This window comes from Rhodococcus sp. NPDC060176 (assembly GCF_042728675.1).
GTDB lineage: Bacteria > Actinomycetota > Actinomycetes > Mycobacteriales > Mycobacteriaceae > Rhodococcus_F.
In genome coordinates this window covers 135071-156675 of sequence record NZ_JBHWYS010000007.1, presented here as the reverse complement: position 1 = coordinate 156675, position 21605 = coordinate 135071, and the positions used below count along the sequence as shown (strand labels likewise).

Sequence of the window (21605 nt, the reverse complement as noted above, 5' to 3'; positions counted from 1 at the left end):
CCGAAAGGGAGTCGACGGCCGCTCGTTTGTGCGATGAGCGACGTCAGTGATGGAATCCCTCGGTTACGCGCGGCCGCGGCATCGGGCTGTCCAACTCGTCGAGGAACGCGGTTTCCTCCTCGATGATGCGCAGCAGATTGGCCGCCAGGTCCATGCTCAGCCCGTTACGAACCACGATGCGCTGCACTGTCAGATCCGCGAGATCATCGGGCATGGGATAGGCCGGCACCAACCAGCCCTTGCCGCGGAGTCGGTCCGACAGGTCGTACAGCGTCCAGTTGGACGTGTGCCCCTCGGCGAGGCGCCACGCGAAGACCGGGATGTCGGACCCGTCGTTCCACAGCTCGAAGGCGTCGAGTTTCCCGATCCCTTCGGCGAGGAACTTCGCCACCTCTTGCGAGGACTGCTGGATCGCGCGATAGCCGTCGTGACCGAGACGCAGGAACAAGTAGAACTGCAGAATTACTTGAGCGCCGGGGCGCGAGAAGTTCAGTGCGAAGGTCGGCATGCTGCCGCCGAGGTAGCTCACTTTGAAGACGAGGTCGTCGGGAAGTAGATCCTGTGATCGCCAGACCACCCATCCGAGGCCCGGGTAGACGAGTCCGTACTTGTGCGCCGAGGTATTGATGGAATGCACGCGCGGTAGTCGGAAATCCCATTCGAGTTCGGGCTGGAGGAACGGTGCGATCATCGCACCGGAAGCGCCGTCGACGTGGATGGGGACGTCGAGGCCGGTTTTCTCCTGGATGGCGTCGAGCGCCTTCGAGATTTCCAGGACAGGCTCGTACATACCGGTGTAGGTGACACCCATGATCGCGACGACACCGATGGTGTTCTCGTCGACGTACTTGTCCAGATCATGACCGTCGAGGGTCCGATGTTCTTCGCTGATGGGTACGTAGCGCGCTTCGACGTCCCAGTAGTTGCAGAACTTCTCCCAACACACCTGTACGGCGGAACTCATGATCAGATTGGGTTTCTCCGTGGACTTACCCGCGGCCTTTCGCGCGTGCTGCCAGCGTCGTTTCATCGCGAGGCCACCCAGCATGCAGGCTTCGGACGAACCGATCGTCGAAGTGCCGATTGCGTCCTTGGGAGAGGGTGAGTGCCAGAGATCGGCAAGGATGCGCCAGCAATAGGTTTCGATCGCGGCGGTTTGCGGATACTCGTCCTTGTCGATCATATTCTTGTCGAACGACTCGGTATACAGCTTGGTTGCGTGGTCGTCCATCCACGTGCTTACAAACGTCGCGAGATTGAGTCGCGCGTTGCCGTCGAGCATCGTTTCGTCGTGGACGATCTGATAGGCGGTCTCGGGAAGCATGCCGTCGGGTTCGAGTGTGTATTTCGACGCAACCGAATCCTCGCCTGGCCTCGAGAAGATCGGATTGACGGCTACGTAATCGGTGTGATCTGACCTTCTGGGTTCCGGCATGAACTCTGGCTCCTCACATCAGTGTGTCGCGTTGGTCTGTTTCGTACCTACTCTCACCGTTCAGTGTGGACGGGCAGTTGTCAAAGGGTCTGTGGTCCCGAATCATTCGCGAGTCGCCCGGACCGGGCAGGGGCCGCTCGCTGCTACGGCGTTTGCGCGCGCAGTCGATCCACAGCAGCCGAGGCCATCGACTGCAGAACGTCGGGTGCGATCGGACTCGGCGCCGTCGCGGACACCTGTGTCAACGTCGTCCCTACGGCTGCGACTATCGCATCGGCCACCAAGGTGAATCCGCCACTCTCCGTGATGATTCGGTAGGCGAAAGATGCGTCACCGACATTCGGCGCCGACGATCCACCGGCGCGATAGGTGATTTTCGTTCCGTCGGCATCTGTTCCCGAATACTCTGTGCACCCGGCCAGAGTCGTCTGCAATTTCTCGAAAGCTGCTGCTGCCGCAGTGCCGTCGGCGTACGAAGCCGAGTCCTGATCGATGCTCGTGAAATCGGGGCCGGTGAACATGTCGGAGAGGTCGGCGACGGATCCGGTGGCCTGGGTGGCTATCGGCGCCAGAACCTGAGCGCACACCGCCGGATCGGTGCTCGACTTGTCCGCCTCCGAACTCTCCGACGCCGGTGCGAGGCCGAGGTCGTCGACCGGATCGGGAACTATGTCGAAGTCCGCGGGTAGTTCGGAGAGGGTGAGCGCTGCGCGTTGCAGGCCGTCACGGTCGAGGGGTGCCCCGCTCAGTGGTGCGGCCGGAGCAACCGTGAACGGCGCCAAGCCGACCTGGGGTGCGGAAACCTGCGTAGTCGTATCGCTGCTGGGGGATTCGTCCGAGCCGCAGCCGGTCACGACGAACAGTGCTGCCGTCGCCGTCAGGCCCAGTGAGAGAAGCGATCGACTGTTCACGATTCCCACCGAATGCTGTTCGAGATGGTCTGCCGGATCACCGAGGAACTGTCCGGATCGCCGTACGCCTGGTCTCCGCCGACGGTCATCTGTCCGTCGATCGGCAAGGGGAGTGCGAGGTCGACGGTGAGGTTTCCGGCGCCGGCCATGACGTACTGATCGATGTTCAGCGTTCCGGCGTCACCGGCCAGGTTCCAGACCGGGCTCTGCGGGGTCTGCGATACGTCCACGGCGAGCGAGAGCCGATTGCCCTCGCGTGCGGTGAGAGTGACGGTGGTTGTCTGGTCGAGCAGGATTTCACTGCTGACTTGCTGGCGAACCACCCAACGCGCGCCGACACCGACGGGAGCGTCGGGAAGTGCAACGGTCCGGTACACCGCTTGGCCGAGCGCCTGCTCGATCGCGGCGCGGGCGGCATTGGCCGAGTTTGCGGACGGCTTCAGCCGTAGGGCGGTGATGGCGCCCGAATCCGTGACGGACAACCCGGCCGCAGATCCGTCCGCTCCGCTCAGTGCTGCCTGCAATGTTGCATCCGGCGAAGTCATCGACGACAGCGTCAGGTCTACGACCGCGGTGGGATCGTCGGCTGTCACGTTTGCCGAGAGCGGAATCGTGATCTCCGGTGACGAGAAATCCTGCGCCGGCTGTTGATCGATCTGCTGACTCACGACGGCCTGGGTGACGAGCGTCGCCGTCTGCGTGGTGCCGACAGGCAAGTTCGTACGCAATACCTCGCGCGGCTCGCTTCCCGCATCGAGTACTTCGACCGTCGCGGCGGTCACCGGAACAGTGACTTCACTCGGCGAGGAGGTCGGAGTGTTCGGGGGTTGATCCGAGTCGCCGCAAGCGGTGAGAACGGTGGTGAGAGCGAGGGCAGCGAGGGCGAACGGAACGCGTCGGCCGGTCGTGGACAGCAGTGGCACGCGCTCCAGGCTAGCCGCAGTTGCAGAGTGCGTGACCCGGTGCGGTGAACATGAGGGATGATGGTTGCGTGAGTACAGACCACCCAGACCGAGATGTCAACGCGGAGGATCAGCCGATTACCGAAATCTCGAAGGCCGACGAGCCCGAAACCGTGAAACCGGAAGCCGCGAAATCGGAAGACGGTGACCTGGCGGTTGCGCCGGTCGCAAAGCCCCGCCGGCTGACCATGCTCATTGCCATCGCCGCTGTCATTCTGCTCTCGGACATTCTCACGAAGGTGTGGGCTGTCGCCGCGGTCAAGCCGGGGCAGCCGATCGAAATCATCGGTGACGTGGTCACATTCACGATGGTGCGCAATCCGGGGGCAGCGTTCTCGATGGCGACGTCGATGACGTGGATTCTCACCCTCGTCGCAATCGGTGTGGTCATCGGTGTGATCAAGATCGGTCGCACGCTCCGATCACCGTGGTGGGCGCTCGGTCTCGGCCTGGTTCTCGGTGGCGCGCTGGGTAACCTCGTCGACCGATTCTTCCGCTCTCCCGGAATCATGCGCGGACATGTGGTGGACTTCGTCTCCGTCGGCTGGTGGCCGGTGTTCAACATCGCGGATTCCGCGATCGTCTGTGGCGCGATCCTGCTCGTCGTCCTGACACTGTTCGGCTTCGAACCCAACGGTGAACGTCTGCGTGATCACAAGACGGACGACAAGAAGCTCACCGATTCGAAGGCAGCAGCCGAGGGGGAAACCAAGTGAGGGAATCCCGTTCGATGCCAGTGCCCGACGGCCTCGACGCCATGCGCGTCGACGCGGGCTTGGCGCGCCTCCTCGGACTCTCGCGCACCGTGGTCGCGACACTCGCGGAGGAAGGCTCGGTACTCGTCGACGGTGTCGCTGTCGGCAAGTCCGATCGTCTGACCGCTGGGTCATGGCTCGAGGTCGTCTTGCCCGAACCACCGCGGCCCTTGACCATCGAGGCGACGCCGGTCGAGGGGATGGAGATCCTCTACGCCGACGACGACGTCGTGGCAGTCGACAAGCCCGTCGGAGTTGCTGCGCACGCCAGCGTCGGTTGGACAGGACCGACCGTCATCGGTGGACTCGCCGCGGCCGGTTTCCGCATCTCGACGTCCGGTGCCCACGAGCGCCAGGGAATCGTCCACCGTCTGGACGTCGGTACGTCGGGCGTCATGGTGGTTGCCACGTCCGAGCGCGCGTACACGCTGCTCAAGCGGGCATTCAAGCAGCGGACAATCGACAAGCGCTACCACGCTCTCGTGCAGGGACACCCCGACCCGAGCAGCGGAACCATCGACGCCCCGATCGGACGCCACCACGGTAACGACTGGCGGTTCACGGTCACGGCCGACGGCAAGCCCAGCGTCACGCACTACGACACCATCGAGGCGTTCCAGGCCGCGAGTCTGCTGGACGTGCACCTCGAGACCGGTCGTACACACCAGATTCGCGTGCACTTCTCGGCATTGCGCCATCCGTGCTGCGGCGACCTGACGTACGGCGCGGACCCTCGACTTGCCGAAAGGCTCGGCCTCGAGCGCCAGTGGCTGCACGCCGTGTCTCTAGGATTCGCACATCCGGCGGACGGTCGCTGGGTCGAGATCAAGAGCAAGTACCCGAAGGATCTCGAACACGCACTCGAAGTTCTCCGGTCCTCATGACACCGCGCGGGCTTGTTCCCGCGTTGGCCGTCGTCGCAGTCGTGGCGGTGGTCGGTGTGGGGTTTGCGAATCCCACACCGACCCCGCCGATCAGGACGGACACTCTCGGTCCGGACAGTGGGGAAGCTGTGCCGGACTACCTCGATCGAGCGCGAGATTCTGTTGCGTCGGCCGACGGGCCGGTGTGGGCCTTGATCTCGTTCACGAAGGCACTCACCGTCGACGAGGTCATCACGACGACCAGCAGCTCTCAGGTTTCGAGTGTTCGCGTGTCCGATGTTCGGGTGGCGAGGGTCATGTTTCGAGTACCGATCGAGCGCGTCCAGACGCCGCTCATGTCCGTGCCCGTTCCCGACAACGACGAGGCAGTGCGCAGATCGCCCGGTGTTGCAGCTACGCGATTGGTCGCGCTCGGCGGCGACACCGATCGCCAGCAACAGGTGGCGCTCGCGTCGGCGAAGCAATTGTCCGCCGGATGCGCCTGCGCGGTGGGTGTGCTGGTGCGAGCTACTCCCGAAGGACTTGAAGCGATCGGACGTGAGTCGAATGTCCGTGCAGTGGAGGCATTGCCGTCCGACGCCTCGCCGTGGTTCGCGGCTGTTCGCCCCTTGCTGCCGGAGTACGTGGACGTCGTTGCTCCCGGCCCCGACGACGGCCCGGTCCCGTGAGCGAGGACAAACGCGGTAGATCCGGTTCGTCCTCGGGGATCTTCTACGGAGTAGCGGCTTTCCTGTTGTGGGGAACGTTCCCGGCTTTCTTCGGGCTTCTCGACTTCGCAGATCCGGTCGAGATCCTGGCGCACCGAGTGGTGTGGACCCTTCTGCTGATGCTGATCGTGTTGGCCTGCGCCGGCCGCCTCGGGTCACTTCGCGGAATCAGCGCACGCACCTGGCTCCTGGTCACTGCCGCCTCAGCGGCAATCGCGGTGAATTGGGGGACGTACATCTATGCCGTGGTGTCCGGCCGCGTCGTGGAGGCCGCCCTCGGGTACTTCATCAACCCGCTGGTTACCGTTCTGCTCGGCGTCGTGATTTTCCGCGAAAGATTGCGCCGCGCTCAGATCGCCGCCCTGGTCCTCGCCGCGACGGCAGTAGTCGTGATCACGGTCGACTTCGGTAAACCGCCGATCGTCGCATTGGTGCTCGCCGGTTCGTTTGCCACCTACGGGTTGGTCAAGAAGGTCGTTCCGCTCGATCCTCGAACCAGTTTGACCGCCGAGGGAGTTGTAGCCGCACCCTTCGCGGTCGGGTACCTCGTTTTTCTCGGCCTGACCGGAGCCGGCGCCTTCATCAGCAGCGGCGCCGGACACAGCCTGTTGCTGCTCGCGGCCGGCCCGGTCACCGCGCTGCCACTGCTCCTTTTCGGTGTCGCCGCTCAGCGAGTTCCGTTGGCGACGATGGGCATGCTGCAGTACCTCACCCCGGCGCTGCAGATGGCGTGGGGCGTGGCCGTCATGCACGAGGACATGCCGGCGTCACGGTGGATCGGCTTCGTTCTGATCTGGGCCGCGCTGGTGATCTTCACGACAGACACCTTCGTCGCAAGTCGGCGTTCTCGGCGTTCGATGAGGTCGAGCGTCGAACCTGAGGTTCCGGTCACGTGATCCGAGGCGGCACGCTGCGACTCCACGATGGCGGTCGCCGAACGTGTCGGCAGCGCGGCATACACTCGATCTCGCTCCCAGACCTTCAGAGAGGCGCACGTGGCTGACTCGTTCGTACATCTTCACAATCACACCGAGTACTCGATGCTCGACGGTGCGGCCAAGGTCGGCGCCATGTTCGAGGAGGCCGCTCGTCTCGAAATGACCGCTGTCGGCATGACCGACCACGGAAACATGTACGGCGCCAGCCAGTTCTACAACGAAGCCAAGAGCGCCGGCATCAAGCCGATCATCGGCATCGAGGCCTACATCGCGCCGGAATCCCGCTTCAACACCAAGCGAGTTCTGTGGGGAGACCGCAGCCAGAAGTCCGACGACGTCTCCGGTAGCGGCGCGTACACCCACATGACGATGGTGGCCGAGAACGCGACCGGGCTCCGGAACCTCTTCAAGCTGTCCTCGCTCGCGTCCATCGAAGGCCAGCTCGGCAAGTGGCCCCGCATGGACGAGGAGCTCATCGCATCGCACGCCGAGGGCATCATCGCCACCACCGGTTGCCCGTCGGGTGAGATCCAGACGCGTCTTCGTCTCGGTCACGATCGCGAAGCTCTCGAAGCTGCCGCGAAGTGGCAGGAGATCTGGGGACCGGACAACTTCTTCCTCGAACTGATGGACCACGGTCTCTCGATCGAGCGCCGTGTGCGCGAGGGCCTGCTCGACATCGGCAAGCAACTCGGTATCCCGCCGCTTGCCACCAACGACTGCCACTACGTCACCAAGGACGCCGCCGAGAACCACGAGGCGCTGCTCTGCATCCAGACCGGCAAGACGCTCTCGGATCCGACGCGCTTCAAGTTCGACGGCGACGGCTACTACCTCAAGTCCGCTGCCGAGATGCGCGCCATCTGGGACAACGAAGTTCCGGGGGCATGCGACAACACCGTTGCCATCGGCGAGCGCGTGCAGTCGTACGAGGACGTCTGGGCGTTCCACGACCGCATGCCGATCTTCCCGGTCCCGGAGGGCCACACGCAGCAGACCTTCCTGCGCGCCGAGGTGATGCGCGGGCTGGACCGCCGCTTCCCGAGCGGACCTCCGCAGGAGTACCTCGCCCGCGCCGATTACGAGATCGGCGTCATCAACGAAATGGGCTTCCCGGCATACTTCCTCGTGGTCGGCGACCTGATCAACCACGCCAAGGACGTCGGGATTCGCGTCGGACCCGGTCGAGGGTCGGCTGCCGGTTCGTTGGTGGCCTACGCGATGGGTATCACCAACATCGACCCCATCCCGTACGGGTTGCTGTTCGAGCGATTCCTCAATCCCGAGCGCGTGTCCATGCCCGATATCGATATCGACTTCGATGATCGCCGTCGCGGCGAGATGGTTCGCTACGCGACGGACAAGTGGGGCAACGACAAGGTCGCCCAGGTCATCACCTTCGGCACCATCAAGACCAAGGCAGCCATCAAGGACTCGGCTCGCGTCCAGTTCGGCAAGCCGGGCTTTGCCATCGCCGATCAGATCACCAAGGCACTGCCGCCGCCAATCATGGCCAAGGACATCTCGGTTTCCGGTATCACCGATCCGAAGCACGAGCGGTACAAGGAGGCCGTCGAGGTTCGGGCGCTCATCGACTCCAGCCCGGACGTCGCGAAGATCTACAAGACAGCGGTGGGTCTGGAAGGGCTGATCCGTAACGCCGGTGTGCACGCCTGCGCGGTCATCATGTCGTCCGAACCGCTCACCGACGCTATCCCGGTGTGGAAGCGCGCCCAGGACGGCGCCATCATCACCGGTTGGGACTACCCCTCGTGTGAAGCCATCGGTCTGCTCAAGATGGACTTCCTCGGCCTGCGAAACCTCACGGTCATCGGTGACACCCTCGAGAACATCAAAGCCAACCGCGGCATCGACCTCGACCTCGACACGTTGCCGATGGACGATGCGGCAACCTACGAACTGCTCGCCCGCGGTGACACTCTCGGTGTGTTCCAGCTCGACGGCGGCGGTATGCGCGAGTTGCTGAAACTGATGCAGCCCACCGGATTCGGCGACATCGTGGCCGCATTGGCGCTGTATCGACCGGGACCGATGGGTGTGGACGCCCACATCTCGTACGCCAAGCGCAAGAACGCCCTGGAAGACGTCAAGCCGATTCACCCCGAGTTGGAGGAGCCGCTCGCGGAGATTCTCTCGGAGACGTACGGCCTGATCATCTACCAGGAGCAGATCATGCAACTGGCGCAGAAGGTGGCCGGCTACACCCTGGGGCAGGCCGACTTGCTGCGTCGCGCCATGGGTAAGAAGAAGCTGTCCGAACTGGAAAAGGCCTACGCCGGGTTCCGTCAGGGAATGTTGGACAACAACTTCAGTGAGGCGGCCATCAAGGCGCTGTGGGACACCGTCCTTCCCTTCGCCGGCTACGCGTTCAACAAGTCGCACTCCGCCGGATACGGTCTCGTGTCGTACTGGACTGCGTACCTCAAGGCGAACTACCCGGCCGAGTACATGGCCGGTCTGCTCACCTCTGTCGGTGACGACAAGGACAAGTCCGCGATCTACCTCGCCGACTGCCGCAAGTTGGGCATCACCGTGCTTCCGCCGGACGTCAACGAATCGCGAGTCGACTTCGCGACCGTCGGCGACGACATCCGTTTCGGCATGGGGTCGGTGCGCAACGTCGGCGCCAACGTCGTGGCCTCGATCATCAAGGCGCGTACCGAGAAGTCGAAGTTCACCGATTTCTCCGACTACCTCGGCAAGATCGACGCGATGGCCTGCAACAAGAAGGTCACCGAATCTCTCATCAAGGCCGGTGCTTTCGACTCGTTGGGTCATCCGCGCAAGGGTCTGATGTTGGTTCATGCCGACGCCATCGATTCCGTGATGAGCACCAAGAAGGCGGAGGCGATCGGCCAGTTCGACCTCTTCGGCGGGGCTGAGGCCGACGAGTCGATCACGTCGGTGTTCGACGTCAAGATTCCCGAGGAAGAGTGGGACTCCAAGCATCGCCTGGCACTCGAACGAGAGATGTTGGGGCTGTACGTCTCCGGCCATCCGCTCAACGGCGTCGAGCACATTCTTCGGCAGCAGTCCGACACGTCCATCGCCGCGATACTCGAAGGCGGCGTTCAGGACGGCGCCCAGGTCACTCTCGGCGGCATCATCGCCTCGGTGGATCGCCGGGTCAACAAGAACGGTCTGACCTGGTGCATCGTGCAACTCGAAGATCTCGTGGGTGGAATCGAGGTGCTGTTCTTCCCGCAGGCGTACGCCGTGTACGGAATGGACATCGCCGAGGATGCCATCGTGTTGGTCAAGGCTCGCGTCTCGATCCGTGACGATCGGATGTCGCTGATCGGCAACGACCTTGCGGTGCCTGATATCTCGGCGATCGGGGTCGCGCGTCCGCTGTCGGTCTCGTTGCCGCTACGACAATGCACCAAGGACAAGCTCAGTGCTCTCAAGCAGGTGCTGACCAGGCATCCGGGAACGTCCGACGTACATGTCCGGCTGATCGGAGGAACCGAAATCAGCTTGTGGAAGGTCGACGACGTCCTTCGGGTCGAACCGTCCTCAGCGCTGATGGGTGACCTGAAGGCATTGCTCGGACCGAGCTGTCTGACGGTCTGACCGCCGACCGAGCGGACCTGAATCGAACGAAGGGGCCTTGCTGCTGATGCGGCAAGGCCCCTTCGTGGTCCGCCAGAGATCGGGGAGTGCGGTGATCAGGTGGTGCGTGAGTAGTGAACACGTCGCGTCCACCAGGTGATCACCGTTGCTGTTGCGGCAGTCAGTACGGCCACCTGCATCGACTGCGTGACGGCACCTGCGCCGACGAACAGCACGAAACCGACTACGAGAGCTTCGATCTTGTACAGCGGCCACCGAGTCCCGGCCAGATCGACGCAATGGTCGGGTGAGGGGCGGGATTCGCGAGTGGAGATATCTGCGGTGGTCATCTCGTCCCTTTCCCGGTGCAGTCTTTTTCACGAAGTGGCGCGGCTAGCTGATACGGCTGTTCGAAGCTGTGGTTTCAGAGTAGCCAGAGATGAGAGTTCGGGCAAGCGAACTTTATTGATCGGCCGCTCACTTAATCGATCAACCAGGGGAGTGCGCCGACGACGGACCTGGTCGGCGTGGTTCGGTGGCCAAGGCAGTCGAGTGGGTGTTCACTGGTACACATGCCAATCACAGGTGAGTACGAACCCAGTCCAGCGTCGTGGGCCGCCGATCAGGTCGCACGCATCGAGAACTCCGGCGGCACCGAGGGAAACGACATGAACGGCATGCCCGTCGTTGTTCTCACGACCATCGGGGCAAAGTCCGGCAAGGTCAGGAAGACGCCGCTGATGCGCGTCGAGCACGACGGTTCGTATGCCGTAGTGGCTTCGCTTGGTGGCGCCCCGAAGAATCCGGTCTGGTACTACAACGTCATAGCGAATCCGCACGTCACGCTGCGTGACGCGACGCAGGTCTTCGACCTCGTAGCTCGTGAAGTCACCGGAGAAGAGAAGGCGGTCTGGTGGGAGCGCGCTGTCGCTGCGTACCCCGACTATGCCGATTATCAGACGAAGACCGATCGTGAGATCCCGGTGTTCGTGCTCGAACCCAAGTAACGCAGTCCTCACGAAACGGCAGTCCACAAGAAGCACTGCATAAATCACAAGTAAATCGTCACTCGCGGGGTCGGCGATCCCGACGCCCGTGAGTGTGTCATGGAGGTCTGATGAGTCCGAAAACCGTTGCAGATCAATTGGTTCAGCAGCTCGTCGACGCGGGTGTCAGTCGGATCTACGGAATTGTCGGTGACAGTCTCAATCCCATCGTCGATGCGGTTCGTCGCACCGGTGGTTCCGAAAAGGGCGGAATCGACTGGATACACGTCCGTCATGAGGAAGCAGCCGCATTTGCCGCCGCAGCAGATGCCCAGATCACCGGAAAGCTCGCCGTGTGTGCAGGATCCTGCGGCCCCGGAAACCTTCACCTGATCAACGGCCTGTACGACGCTCATCGTTCGGGCGCCCCGGTCCTCGCGATCGCCTCACACATCCCCAGTGCGCAGATCGGTATGGGCTACTTCCAGGAGACGCATCCCGAGCGGATCTTCATCGAATGTTCGAGTTACACCGAACTCGTCAGCACGCCAGTGCAATCACCCCGCGTGGTGCAGTCCGCCATTCAGCATTCGGTCGCTCGAAACGGCGTCTCGGTGATCGTGCTTCCCGGCGACATTGCCGACTGCCCAGCCGAAGGCGCCCCGCCGACACTCGTCGAAACGCGAAGGCCGACAGTCGTTCCGGATGCCGGTGATGTGAAGGCGTTGGCAGATGTGATCAACGGCTCGCGCAAAGTCGCGATCTTCGCCGGCGCCGGTGTTCGAGACGCACGCGCAGAAGTATTGGCGCTGGCCGAAACCGTCGGCGCTCCCATCGGGCATTCACTGCGTGGCAAGGAATGGATCCAGTACGACAACCCGTACGACGTCGGGATGACCGGATTACTGGGTTACGGTGCGGCGCACGACGGTATCCACGGCGCCGATCTCCTGCTCCTGATCGGTACGGACTTTCCCTACGATCAGTTCTTGCCCGACGACGTTCGCACTGCTCAAATCGACATCGCGGCGGAGCGGTTGGGGCGTCGAACCAGCCTGGACCTGGCCGTGCACGGTGACGTCGCGAGTACTTTGAGTGCACTCATTCCGCAGCTCGATCGAAAGGCCGACCGCGGATTCCTCGAGGACACGCTCGCCAAGCACAACACTCTGATGACCAAAGTGGTTGGTGCATACACGGATCCGGTCAAGCAGCGCACGCCGATTCACCCCGAGTATGCGGCCTCGATCCTCGACGATCTGGCTGCGGACGACGCAATCTTCACCGCCGACACCGGCATGTGCAATGTGTGGACGGCACGCTACCTCAATCCGAACGGATCGAGACGTTTCATCTCGTCGGCACTGCACGGATCCATGTCCAATGCACTCCCGCATGCGATGGGTGCAGCATGGTCCAGCCCGGGGCGACAGGTCATCTCGGTGTCGGGCGACGGTGGATTGTCGATGCTGCTCGGTGAGTTGGTCACCGTCGCCATGTACAAGTTGCCGGTCAAGATCGTGGTGTTCAACAACTCGACGCTCGGAATGGTCAAGCTCGAGATGCTGGTCGACGGCCTTCCGGATTTCGGGGTCGACGTGCCCGCGGTCGACTACGCGGCGGTCGCCGCTGCGCTCGGAATCTTCTCGCGGCGCATCGAGAATCCTGCCGACATCGAATCCGGTCTGCGCGCGGCGCTCGATCACGACGGCCCGGCCCTCGTGGATCTGGTGACCGATCCGCTGGCATTGTCGTTGCCGCCCACCATCACCGGCGGTCAGATGAAGGGCTTCGCCTTGGCGATGTCGAAGATGGTGATGAACGGCGGCGTCGGCGAGGCAGTACAGATGGCCAAGTCGAATCTGCGGAACGTGCCACGTCCCTCGCAGTTGGATCCGCGCGGCTGACCTGCCCCCCGCCCTGCCTCGCCGACGATGCGGGGCGGGGTGGTGGGAAGGTTGATCCCCGACGTGCGAAAATGGCGGAGTGTCTAACTCGCCCGATGTCGTAGTAACGAAGTCCACCGTCCCCGCGCTCGACGCGCGGGAGATCGACGCGGCCATCGAGCGAATTCAGCACGTCATTGCGGCGACACCCTTGCAGTACAGCGACCGTCTGTCGGCGTTGACCGGCGCACACGTGTACCTCAAGCGTGAGGACCTCCAAGGCGTTCGTTCGTACAAGATTCGCGGCGCGTACAACCTGATCGCGCAGCTCAACGAGGCCGAGCGCGCGGCAGGCGTCGTGACCGCCAGTGCCGGCAACCATGCACAGGGCGTTGCCTTCGCTTGCCGAACCATGCAGATCAAGGGTCGGATCTACGTGCCGGCCAACACGCCCAAGCAGAAGCGTGATCGCATCCGCGCTCACGGCGGAGCGTTTGTCGAACTGTTCATGATCGGTGAGACCTATGACGCCGCCGCCGCTGCGGCCGCAGAGGACGTAGCCGAAACCGGTGCAACCATGGTTCCGCCGTTCGACGACGTGCGCACCGCTGCGGGGCAAGGAACCATCGCAGCCGAGATCCTCACGCAACTCGACGCACCTCTCGACACGATTGTCGTGCCGGTCGGTGGGGGCGGTTGCATCGCGGGCATAGCCACCTACCTGCACGAGCGGTCGCCGAAGACGTCGATCGTCGGGATCGAGCCGTCCGGGGCCGCGTCCATGACGGCCGCGCTTGTTGCCGGCGGCCCGGTGACCCTTCCCGACGTCGATCCGTTCGTCGATGGTGCCGCCGTCAAGCGCATCGGTGACGTTCCCTACGAGGTCGTCTCACGTCTGGGTGCTGCCGTCGTGTCACACGCGTCGTTGCCGCTCGTCGCTCGTCAACTTCAGACGCGGTCCGGTTCGGGATCGTTTGTCGTCAATCAGATCGACGAAGGCGCTATCTGCACGGCGATGCTCGAGCTGTACCAGAGCGAGGGCATCATTGCCGAACCTGCGGGCGCGCTTTCCGTTGCGGCACTGCAGAATCTGACGTTCGAGCCGGGCTCGACTGTCGTGTGCCTGATCTCCGGTGGCAACAACGACGTCTCCCGTTACGGCGAAATCCTCGAGCGTTCGCTCGTTCACCTCGGGCTCAAGCACTACTTCCTGGTCGACTTTCCGCAGGAACCGGGAGCGTTGCGCCGGTTTCTCTCGGACGTGCTGGGGCCGGACGACGACATCGCGCTCTTCGAGTACGTCAAGCGAAACAATCGCGAAACGGGTGCCGCGTTGGTGGGTATCGAACTCGGTTCCGCCGACGGTTTGGCGTCGTTGCTCGAGCGGATGGAGCACGCGCCGATGCAGTCCGAGAGGCTGGAGCCGGGAAGCCCGGCGTACCGCTATCTGACGTAAGGGACGCCCCCGGTCAGGGCCGCAGTCGCTCGACCACCTGTCGATGCAGTTCGGGGTCCGGCTGGGGGAGTCCGAGCATGGCTGCCAGATACAGGCCGTCACCGACGAGTCGGATGATCTCGGCCTGCACCGGGTCGGCGATCTCGGTCTGAAGGCCCTTGTCCCAGCTTCGCATCACATGGGTGACGGCCTTCTGGATTTCGTCGTGTTGTCCGTCGACTGTTCGGAGCGCGGCAATGATCGAGCGAAAGAGCGAGAGTTCTTCGCTTTCGTTCGCATCGGGGATCTGCAGGTAGAACTCGGTGACCGTGGTACCGCCGGCTACGGCGTCGTCGAGTTGCTGATCCGAGCGTTCCCCGAGTCTGCGGACCATGGCCGCGAGGAGGGCTTCCTTGCTGGGGAAGTGATAGAGAAGTCCGCCCTTGGAAACCCCGGCTTCGGCGGCAACGCCTTCGAGCGTGACTTGGGCGACGCCGCTGACCAGCAGCAGCTTCTCCAGTGCGTCGAGAATTCGATCGCGAGTGTCGGCAGCCATGTGATGTGACCCTACCCGGAAATAACTTTACCGCTCAGACGGTTCACTGTTACCGTAGACCTACTGTACCGGCTGGACGGTGCAGTGAATTTTTTTCGGAGAGAACTCAGAGAAAGTCGCAGGGGAGCAATGTCAGTGTCGGCAGATCACACGTCTGCAATCAATCCCGACGAGGTTCGGGCGACAAAGCGTGACTGGGCGGGCTTGATAGTCCTTGCCTTTGCTGTGTTGCTCATCGCAGTCGACGGCACGGTGCTCGATCTTGCGCTTCCGTTCATCAGCGCCGACCTCGAACCGAGCAGCACGCAGTTGCTGTGGATCATCGACGTCTATTCGTTCGTGCTCGCCGGTCTGCTCATCACCATGGGTACGCTCGGCGACCGGATCGGTAGGCGGAAACTGCTCCTGATCGGCGCAGTCGGCTTCGGTCTCGCCTCGATCATCGCCGCTCTCGCTGTCAGTCCCGAGATGCTCATTGCCGCCCGCGTGCTGCAAGGTATCTCCGGTGCAACGCTGATGCCGGCCACCCTCGGTCTGATCCGCACGATCTTCGTCAACCCGCGTCAGCGCACCGAGGCGATCGGCGTCTGGGGCGCGATGGCAGGTGGCGGTACCGCGGCCGGCCCGTTGGTCGGTGGTTGGTTGCTCGAGCACTTCTGGTGGGGCTCGGTCTTCTTGATCAACATCCCGGTCATGATCGCGCTGGTCGTGCTCGGCCCGATCTTGATTCCGGAGTCGAAGGACCCCAATCCGGGTCGATTCGACCTCGTCAGCGCTGGTCTGTCGATGGCGACCATGCTGCCGTTGGTGTACGCGGTCAAGGAATCCGTGGTGCACGGCGTCAGTATCACGTTGCTGGTGATCGGCCTTGTGGGTCTCGCGGCCGGCTACGTGTTCGTGCGTCGTCAGCGGATGCTGAAGGATCCGATGTTGGATCTGAAACTGTTTGCCAACGCGTCGTTCTCCACCGCCGTCATCACCAACCTGCTCTCGATCTTCGCGCTGGCAGGTGTCCTGTTCTTCGGTTCGCAGTACCTGCAGTTGGTGCTGGGTAACTCGGCGCTCGACGCCGGGTTGCTGATGCTCCCGGGTATGTTGCTCAGCGCATTCACCGCGGTTGCGGCGGCTTGGTTGATTCGCCGGTGGTCGGTGTCTCACGTGCTCAGCGCAGGCCTCGCGGTTGCCGGTATCGGCGCTGTGATGCTGCTCGCCCTCGGGGTGGACAGCGGGCCGTTGATGTTCGTGATCGGCTTCGGTCTGGCCGGTGCTGGTGTCGGTGTCGCGTTGACGTTGACATCGGATCTCGTGGTCAGCTCGGTGGAACCCGAACGCGCCGGCGCTGCGTCCGCTGTGTCGGAGACCGCGTACGAACTTGGCATCGCGCTCGGCGTGGCGATCCTGGGCAGCGTGGTGATGGCGATCTTCCGCAAGGGAATCGACACCTCGATGCTCGAAGCAGATCAGGCGCACGCTGCACAGGGCACACTCGGCGGTGCCCTGCAGGAGGCAACGTACCTACCGGGTGAACTCGGTTCGGTGCTTGCCGATTCCGCGAAGTCGGCGTTTGTCGACGGTATGCACGTTGCTGCCGGTGCAACAGCTTTGGTTCTGTTCGTCAGTGCCGCATTGGTGTTGCGGATGCTGCGGAGTACACCAGAGAACGCGAAGCGTTAGCGCGTGAAACAGTAGAACGCGAAGCGTTAATACCGGAATCTCGAGAGTTAGTCAGCTTTCGAGTACGACGAACGAGTGCCCAGGCACGACGGTTGCGGACGCGGTCTCGTCCTGTGTCGGCGGATCCCACCAGAGGATGGGGGTTCCGCCGGCCGGGACCGAGGCCGCGTCCGTTCCCAGATTGCACACGATCTGTAAAGCGCCGCGGCGTAGGGTGATCCACTGTTTGTCCTCGTCGTAGTCGACGTGCAGGTTCCCGAGCCAAGGGTCGGTGATCTCGATTCGCTTCTTGCGCAGGGCCAGTAGATCGCGATAGCACGCGAGGACGCGCGCGGGCGTCTCGTCGGTTCGCTCGCTCCAGTCCAGTTTCGACCGCAGAAATGTCTGGGGGTCTTGTGGATCCGGAATGTCGTCGCTGTTCCAACCGTGGGCTGCGAACTCAGCCTTGCGGCCCTTGGCGGTGGCCTCCCCGAGTTCCGGTTCCGGATGCGAGGTGAAGAACTGGAACGGGGTAGTGGCTCCCCATTCTTCGCCCATGAACAGCATCGGCGTGTACGGCGAGAGCAGGACCAGCGCCGCCTTGATCGCCAACTGTCCTGGCGTCAGATAGGCGCTGGGGCGGTCACCGATCGCGCGGTTGCCGATCTGATCGTGGGTGCACGTGTATGCGAGCAGAGCGCTGGCCGGCTGATGGGTGATGTCGATCGGACGGCCGTGAACCCGCCCACGAAATGAAGAATACGTTCCGGCGTGGAAGAAACCGCGCCGCAATGTATTTGCCAGGGATTCCAAAGATCCGAAGTCGGCGTAGTAACCCTGGCGTTCGCCAGACACGGCCGTGTGAATGGTGTGGTGGACGTCGTCGTCCCACTGCGCGTCCAAGCCGAACCCGCCCGCCGCGCGCGGCGTGATGAGAGTGGCGTCGTTGAGGTCGCTTTCGGCAATCAGCGTGAGCGGTCGACCCAGATGGGCCGACAGTGTTTCCGTTCGGACCGCGAGTTCCTCGAGGATGTGCGTTCCGGTGTGGTCGACCAATGCATGGACGGCATCGAGACGTAGGCCGTCGATGTGGAAGTCGCGCATCCATCGCAAGGCATTGCCGATGATGTACTCGCGAACCTCGCCCGACGCAGGACCACCGATGTTGATCGTTCGGCCCCACGTGTTCGCGCCGTCCGCGATGTAGGGACCGAATCGTTCGAGATAGTTGCCCGACGGGCCCAGATGGTTGTAGACCACGTCCAAGATCACGCCGAGCCCGCGTTCGTGGGCCGCATTCACCAAGCGTTGCAATCCGTCCGGACCACCGTAGATCTCGTGGACCGTGTACCAGAGCACACCGTCGTAGCCCCAGTTGTGAGTTCCGTTGAAGCCGTTGACCGGCATGATCTCCACGAACCCGACGCCGAGGTCCACCAGGTGATCGAGACGTTCGATCGCGGCGTCGAAAGTTCCTTCGGTGGTGAACGTTCCGATGTGCAGTTCATAGACGGACGATCCTGGGAGCTGCCGCCCGGTCCACTGAGAGTCGGTCCAGGACGCCTCGTGCAGTTGGTGCAGTTGGGAGAGAAGGTGCACGCCTTCGGGCTGGCGTGGTGACCGCGGATCCGGAAGGATGTCGCCGTCGACGACAAATCCGTAGCGAGCCTGGTTGTCGCAGTCGACCTCGGCTCGCCACCATCCGTCGTCCGTGCGGTCCATGTCGTGAGTGATGCCGTTGACTTCGACCCGGACCGATTCCGGTGTGGGCGCCCAGACCTCGAAAGTATGCACACGATCAGCATGCCTTGTTCGGTCGGATGTGGCAGCCCAGCAGAGTCGAATCCGTCCTGCTCGTAGCCCGTCGTCGCGAAGAAGGTGGGTGCGAGGCCCTGACTTTTCATACCTGTCGAGTACTCGCCCGTCTCCGGATGACGAGAGGCAGCGCCGTATTTCCGAGCCGGATCATTCGTCGGCGGGCTCGATGTGTTCGGCACCGATGACCGAAAGCCGGTATTCCTGTGCATCCTGCTCGGTTTCGAAATCCTTCTCTTCGAGAAGATTTCGATCAGCGTCGAGGTATCGGTAGGTCGTCATCCCTCCACCGTGCCACTGTTGTCCGATTCGTGCTCGGATACCGGGTAACTTTCGTCGACGACCGTTTGAATGAGTCTCCCGTAGTGCCGGACCAGATCTTTCGACGACAACGAGTCCTCTCCGAGGAGGTCGAGAGTCCGCATACCCGTGGCCAGCCCGAGCATCAGTGAAGCAACCAGTTGGCTGCGCACCAGATCGGGCGATGTGTCACCGATGTGTCGTGCAATCCCGTGTACGTAGCGTTCCTTGATCTCGGCCCGGGCGGCGTCCGGGTCCGGGGCTTCGTGCACGAGTATGGCGAGCATCGCCCATGGATCAGTTTCGTCGGCTTCCCTGCGGCCGACGAGCTTCTCGACCAATCGGTAGCCGACGTCAGCGGAGGAATCGGCGTTCGGGGCCTCGTCCATCGGAGGTGTGGATGGAATTGCTGCCGAATACAACCGAGCTTTGCTGCCGTATATCTTCATGACCAAGGCAGGGGAGTAGCCGGCCGCGGCTGCGACGTCCTTGATCTTCGTCGATGAGTATCCGCGTTCTGCGAACAGTGCTTTCGCTGCTGTGAGGATGGTGTCTTCGGCGGTACTCATGTCGGGATCTTCTCATGGCTGGATGTTCGTACGGTCGGATGTTCGTGCGGTCGGTTTCCTCATGCGGTCGTCAGTGGCTCCGCGTCGACGGGAACGTCGAAGTCGATGACGGTGGACTGTGCGATAACGGCGATCTGACGTGCCAGTGTGCCGTGTCCGCTCTCGGTCAAGGCGGTCAGGATGTATCGACCGGAAGTGGGGAGCGCGATTTCGTAGTGTCCAGTTCCGTCGGTGACTGTGGAAGCGACGAACTCGCCAGTGGGTTTCGTCAGGGTGACGACGGTTCCCGAAGTCGTTCGGCCACCAACGCTTACGCTGCCGGCGATTGTGAGCCTCTCGCCGAGCTCTACGGTGTGCGTCGATTGCGAGTTGTCGAAGCAGATCACCTGTGACCTCGGGGACCAGCCGTCAGCGCTCGTCACCACCAGGTACCGGCCGGGCTGAGGTAGCGCGAGGGAGAAGCTGCCCTCGTTGTCGGCACGACTCCAATCGATCGGTCGCCCTTCCAAGTCCATCACGGTGACAACTGCCTGCCGGATCGGTCGGCTGTCCGCTCGAACGACGCGACCGGCGACCACGATTTCGGTATCGCTCGCCGCAGCGTCCGGAAGTTCGAAACCTTCGGGGGTTACCGGGCGAAGTGCCGTTTCGGGTTTTGCACCGCGACGCGGAATGAATGCGGCCGCAGCGGTCGCCGCCACTGCTGCGAGGGCGGCGAACCAGAATATGTTCTTGAAGGCGTCGATCGACGGAAGTCCTTCACCAGGTCCGGACGAGATGACCATCGAGGTGAGCATGGCGGCCACCACGGCGCTCGAGACCGAGGTGCCGACCGAGCGAAGGAGTGAGTTGAGGCCGTTTGCCGACGCGGTTTCGGTGATCGGGACCGAGCGCATGATCAACATCGGCATCGCGGAGTAGGCGATCGCAGTTCCGATACTGACCACCGCCGCGCTGATCACGATCAATGCGATCGACCCGGTCAGGAACACTCGCGCGATGTACGCGAGCGCGAGCACCGTGCCGCCGACGATCAGAGTGATCTTGGCGCCGAATCGTTTGGTGACGTTCGCGGACACCGGAGCGAAGAAGACCATAGCGAGGCCTGCCGGAATCATGCACAGCCCAGCTGCCATCACTCCCAGCTCGAAGCCGTACCCGGAGATTTTCGGCATCTGCAGCTGTTGAGTGGTCGAGAGGTTGTTCGCGTACATCGAGAAGCCCACGAGAATAGAGGCGACGTTGGTCAGTAGAACCGGCCGCTTGGCCGACGTCCGCAAGTCGACCATCGGTTGGGTAACCCGGAGCTCGTAAGGGAACCACAGCGCGAGCGTCACGATCCCGATGACGAACATCAGCAACGTCGGTTCACTGGTCCATCCCCAGCGGGCGCCCTTGGAAATGGCCAGAAGAAGTGCGGCAAGTGAAACCGAGAGCATGACCGCGCCGACGAAGTCGAACTTGCCACGGGTACGAACACTTGATTCCGGGACTACGACCGCTACGGCGATAGTGAGGACGATGCCCACGATTGCCGAGAGCCAGAAGATGGCCGGCCATCCGAGATGCTCGTAGATCAACCCGGCGAGCGGGAGTCCGAATGCCGCGCCGACCCCGAGAGTGGCACTCATCAACGCGGTCGCCGACGCCACCTTCTCCTTGGGGAGTTCGTCGCGCATGATGCTGATCCCGACCGGAATCATCGAAATTGCAAAACCTTGAAGCCCGCGCCCGATGAGCAACGCAACGAAGTTGCCGCCGATCGCTGCGACCAGTGATCCGATCACAATTGTCGTCATCGAGACCAACATCATGCGTCGTTTGCCGAACATGTCTGCCAACCGGGTCACGATCGGGGTGGCCACAGCACTGGTCAGCAGGGTGACGGTGACAAGCCACGAAGCGTCGTCGGTGCTGACGCCGAAAATCTTCGGAAATTCAGGCAACAGTGGAATGAACATCGTTTGTTGCAGTGCGACCACGGTGCCGGACAGACAGAGGATTGCGGTGATGAGCCGACTCGAACGGCGAGGGGTTGGAGACGAGTGCAATGCCAACAGTCTTGTCCTTCACGAGGAGTGGGGTGAACGAGAATTCACCCCAGAGTGAACCACTGTTCACCCTAAAATGTCACGTCGGCAGATTGTGTCTTCGGTCACGGCGATGGCGTCGCAGGTGGTTTCCTTGCCGGTTTCGCGGGAACAACGGAAGTGGTGTTCTGTGCCTGCGCTGGGCGGGCG

The 21605-nt window shown here is 62.7% G+C and carries 18 protein-coding genes; 9 read left to right on the top strand and 9 right to left on the bottom strand.

Features of this window, described 5'->3' with window-relative positions; all coding sequences use genetic code 11:
* Window positions 1-43: 43 nt before the first annotated feature.
* From ACFWEM_RS26715 to ACFWEM_RS26705, 3 genes are all read right to left on the bottom strand, one after another.
* Window positions 44-1435 (bottom strand): glutamate decarboxylase, encoded by a 1392-nt coding sequence (locus ACFWEM_RS26715; protein WP_378538806.1) that lies wholly within the window; start codon window positions 1433-1435, stop codon window positions 44-46.
* A 143-nt stretch (window positions 1436-1578) separates the two neighbouring features.
* Window positions 1579-2346 carry a sensor domain-containing protein gene (locus ACFWEM_RS26710; RefSeq protein WP_378538805.1) on the bottom strand — a complete coding sequence of 256 codons (768 nt, stop codon included), beginning with the start codon at window positions 2344-2346 and terminating at the stop codon, window positions 1579-1581.
* Window positions 2343-3269, bottom strand: a complete 927-nt coding sequence (locus ACFWEM_RS26705) for a hypothetical protein (RefSeq protein WP_378538804.1) — start codon at window positions 3267-3269, stop codon at window positions 2343-2345. Before ACFWEM_RS26705 ends, ACFWEM_RS26710 begins: the two co-directional genes overlap by 4 nt.
* 152 nt (window positions 3270-3421) lie before the next feature.
* Here ACFWEM_RS26705 and lspA point away from each other — a divergent pair, with 152 nt between their 5' ends.
* From lspA to dnaE, 5 genes are all read left to right on the top strand, one after another.
* Entirely contained in the window at window positions 3422-4024 is a 603-nt protein-coding gene (gene lspA, locus ACFWEM_RS26700; protein ID WP_378538903.1) for a signal peptidase II, read from the top strand.
* Entirely contained in the window at window positions 4021-4947 is a 927-nt protein-coding gene (locus ACFWEM_RS26695; protein ID WP_007733161.1) for an RluA family pseudouridine synthase, read from the top strand. The genes lspA and ACFWEM_RS26695 overlap by 4 nt, the downstream gene beginning before the upstream one ends.
* A complete protein-coding gene (locus tag ACFWEM_RS26690) occupies window positions 4944-5615 on the top strand; it encodes a hypothetical protein (protein ID WP_378538803.1) in 672 nt (223 codons plus the stop codon). Before ACFWEM_RS26695 ends, ACFWEM_RS26690 begins: the two co-directional genes overlap by 4 nt.
* On the top strand, window positions 5612-6550 hold the full coding sequence (gene rarD, locus ACFWEM_RS26685; RefSeq protein ID WP_378538802.1) for an EamA family transporter RarD: 939 nt from the start codon (window positions 5612-5614) through the stop codon (window positions 6548-6550). The genes ACFWEM_RS26690 and rarD overlap by 4 nt, the downstream gene beginning before the upstream one ends.
* A gap of 99 nt (window positions 6551-6649) precedes the next feature.
* The gene (dnaE, locus tag ACFWEM_RS26680; protein ID WP_378449653.1) at window positions 6650-10186 is read left to right on the top strand and encodes a DNA polymerase III subunit alpha; all 3537 of its coding nucleotides are present in this window, start codon (window positions 6650-6652) and stop codon (window positions 10184-10186) included.
* 95 nt (window positions 10187-10281) lie between these two features.
* Here dnaE and ACFWEM_RS26675 read toward each other — a convergent pair whose 3' ends face one another.
* Window positions 10282-10515 (bottom strand): hypothetical protein, encoded by a 234-nt coding sequence (locus ACFWEM_RS26675; protein ID WP_378538801.1) that lies wholly within the window; start codon window positions 10513-10515, stop codon window positions 10282-10284.
* Between the two features lie 222 nt (window positions 10516-10737).
* Here ACFWEM_RS26675 and ACFWEM_RS26670 point away from each other — a divergent pair, with 222 nt between their 5' ends.
* The 3 genes from ACFWEM_RS26670 to ilvA all read left to right on the top strand — a co-directional run bounded on the left by ACFWEM_RS26670 (window position 10738) and on the right by ilvA (window position 14493).
* Window positions 10738-11172 (top strand): nitroreductase family deazaflavin-dependent oxidoreductase, encoded by a 435-nt coding sequence (locus ACFWEM_RS26670; RefSeq protein ID WP_378538800.1) that lies wholly within the window; start codon window positions 10738-10740, stop codon window positions 11170-11172.
* A 110-nt stretch (window positions 11173-11282) separates the two neighbouring features.
* A complete protein-coding gene (locus ACFWEM_RS26665; protein ID WP_378538799.1) occupies window positions 11283-13058 on the top strand; it encodes a pyruvate dehydrogenase in 1776 nt (591 codons plus the stop codon).
* Window positions 13059-13137: 79 nt separating this feature from the next.
* On the top strand, window positions 13138-14493 hold the full coding sequence (ilvA, locus tag ACFWEM_RS26660) for a threonine ammonia-lyase IlvA (RefSeq protein ID WP_378538798.1): 1356 nt from the start codon (window positions 13138-13140) through the stop codon (window positions 14491-14493).
* 13 nt (window positions 14494-14506) lie between these two features.
* On the opposite strand, the gene ACFWEM_RS26655 is transcribed toward ilvA, so the two are convergent.
* The gene (locus ACFWEM_RS26655) at window positions 14507-15028 is read right to left on the bottom strand and encodes a TetR/AcrR family transcriptional regulator (protein WP_003941685.1); all 522 of its coding nucleotides are present in this window, start codon (window positions 15026-15028) and stop codon (window positions 14507-14509) included.
* Between the two features lie 129 nt (window positions 15029-15157).
* Here ACFWEM_RS26655 and ACFWEM_RS26650 point away from each other — a divergent pair, with 129 nt between their 5' ends.
* On the top strand, window positions 15158-16702 hold the full coding sequence (locus tag ACFWEM_RS26650) for an MFS transporter (RefSeq protein WP_378538797.1): 1545 nt from the start codon (window positions 15158-15160) through the stop codon (window positions 16700-16702).
* Window positions 16703-16753: 51 nt separating this feature from the next.
* Here ACFWEM_RS26650 and treZ read toward each other — a convergent pair whose 3' ends face one another.
* The 4 genes from treZ to ACFWEM_RS26630 all read right to left on the bottom strand — a co-directional run bounded on the left by treZ (window position 16754) and on the right by ACFWEM_RS26630 (window position 21422).
* Window positions 16754-18475 carry a malto-oligosyltrehalose trehalohydrolase gene (gene treZ, locus ACFWEM_RS26645; RefSeq protein WP_378538796.1) on the bottom strand — a complete coding sequence of 574 codons (1722 nt, stop codon included), beginning with the start codon at window positions 18473-18475 and terminating at the stop codon, window positions 16754-16756.
* 171 nt (window positions 18476-18646) lie between these two features.
* Window positions 18647-18778, bottom strand: a complete 132-nt coding sequence (locus tag ACFWEM_RS26640) for a hypothetical protein (RefSeq protein ID WP_378538795.1) — start codon at window positions 18776-18778, stop codon at window positions 18647-18649.
* Window positions 18775-19365 carry a TetR family transcriptional regulator gene (locus ACFWEM_RS26635; protein WP_378538794.1) on the bottom strand — a complete coding sequence of 197 codons (591 nt, stop codon included), beginning with the start codon at window positions 19363-19365 and terminating at the stop codon, window positions 18775-18777. The genes ACFWEM_RS26640 and ACFWEM_RS26635 overlap by 4 nt, the downstream gene beginning before the upstream one ends.
* A gap of 59 nt (window positions 19366-19424) precedes the next feature.
* Window positions 19425-21422: an MFS transporter gene (locus tag ACFWEM_RS26630; RefSeq protein WP_378538793.1), complete on the bottom strand. Its 1998-nt coding sequence runs from the start codon at window positions 21420-21422 to the stop codon at window positions 19425-19427.
* Window positions 21423-21605 lie beyond the last annotated feature (183 nt).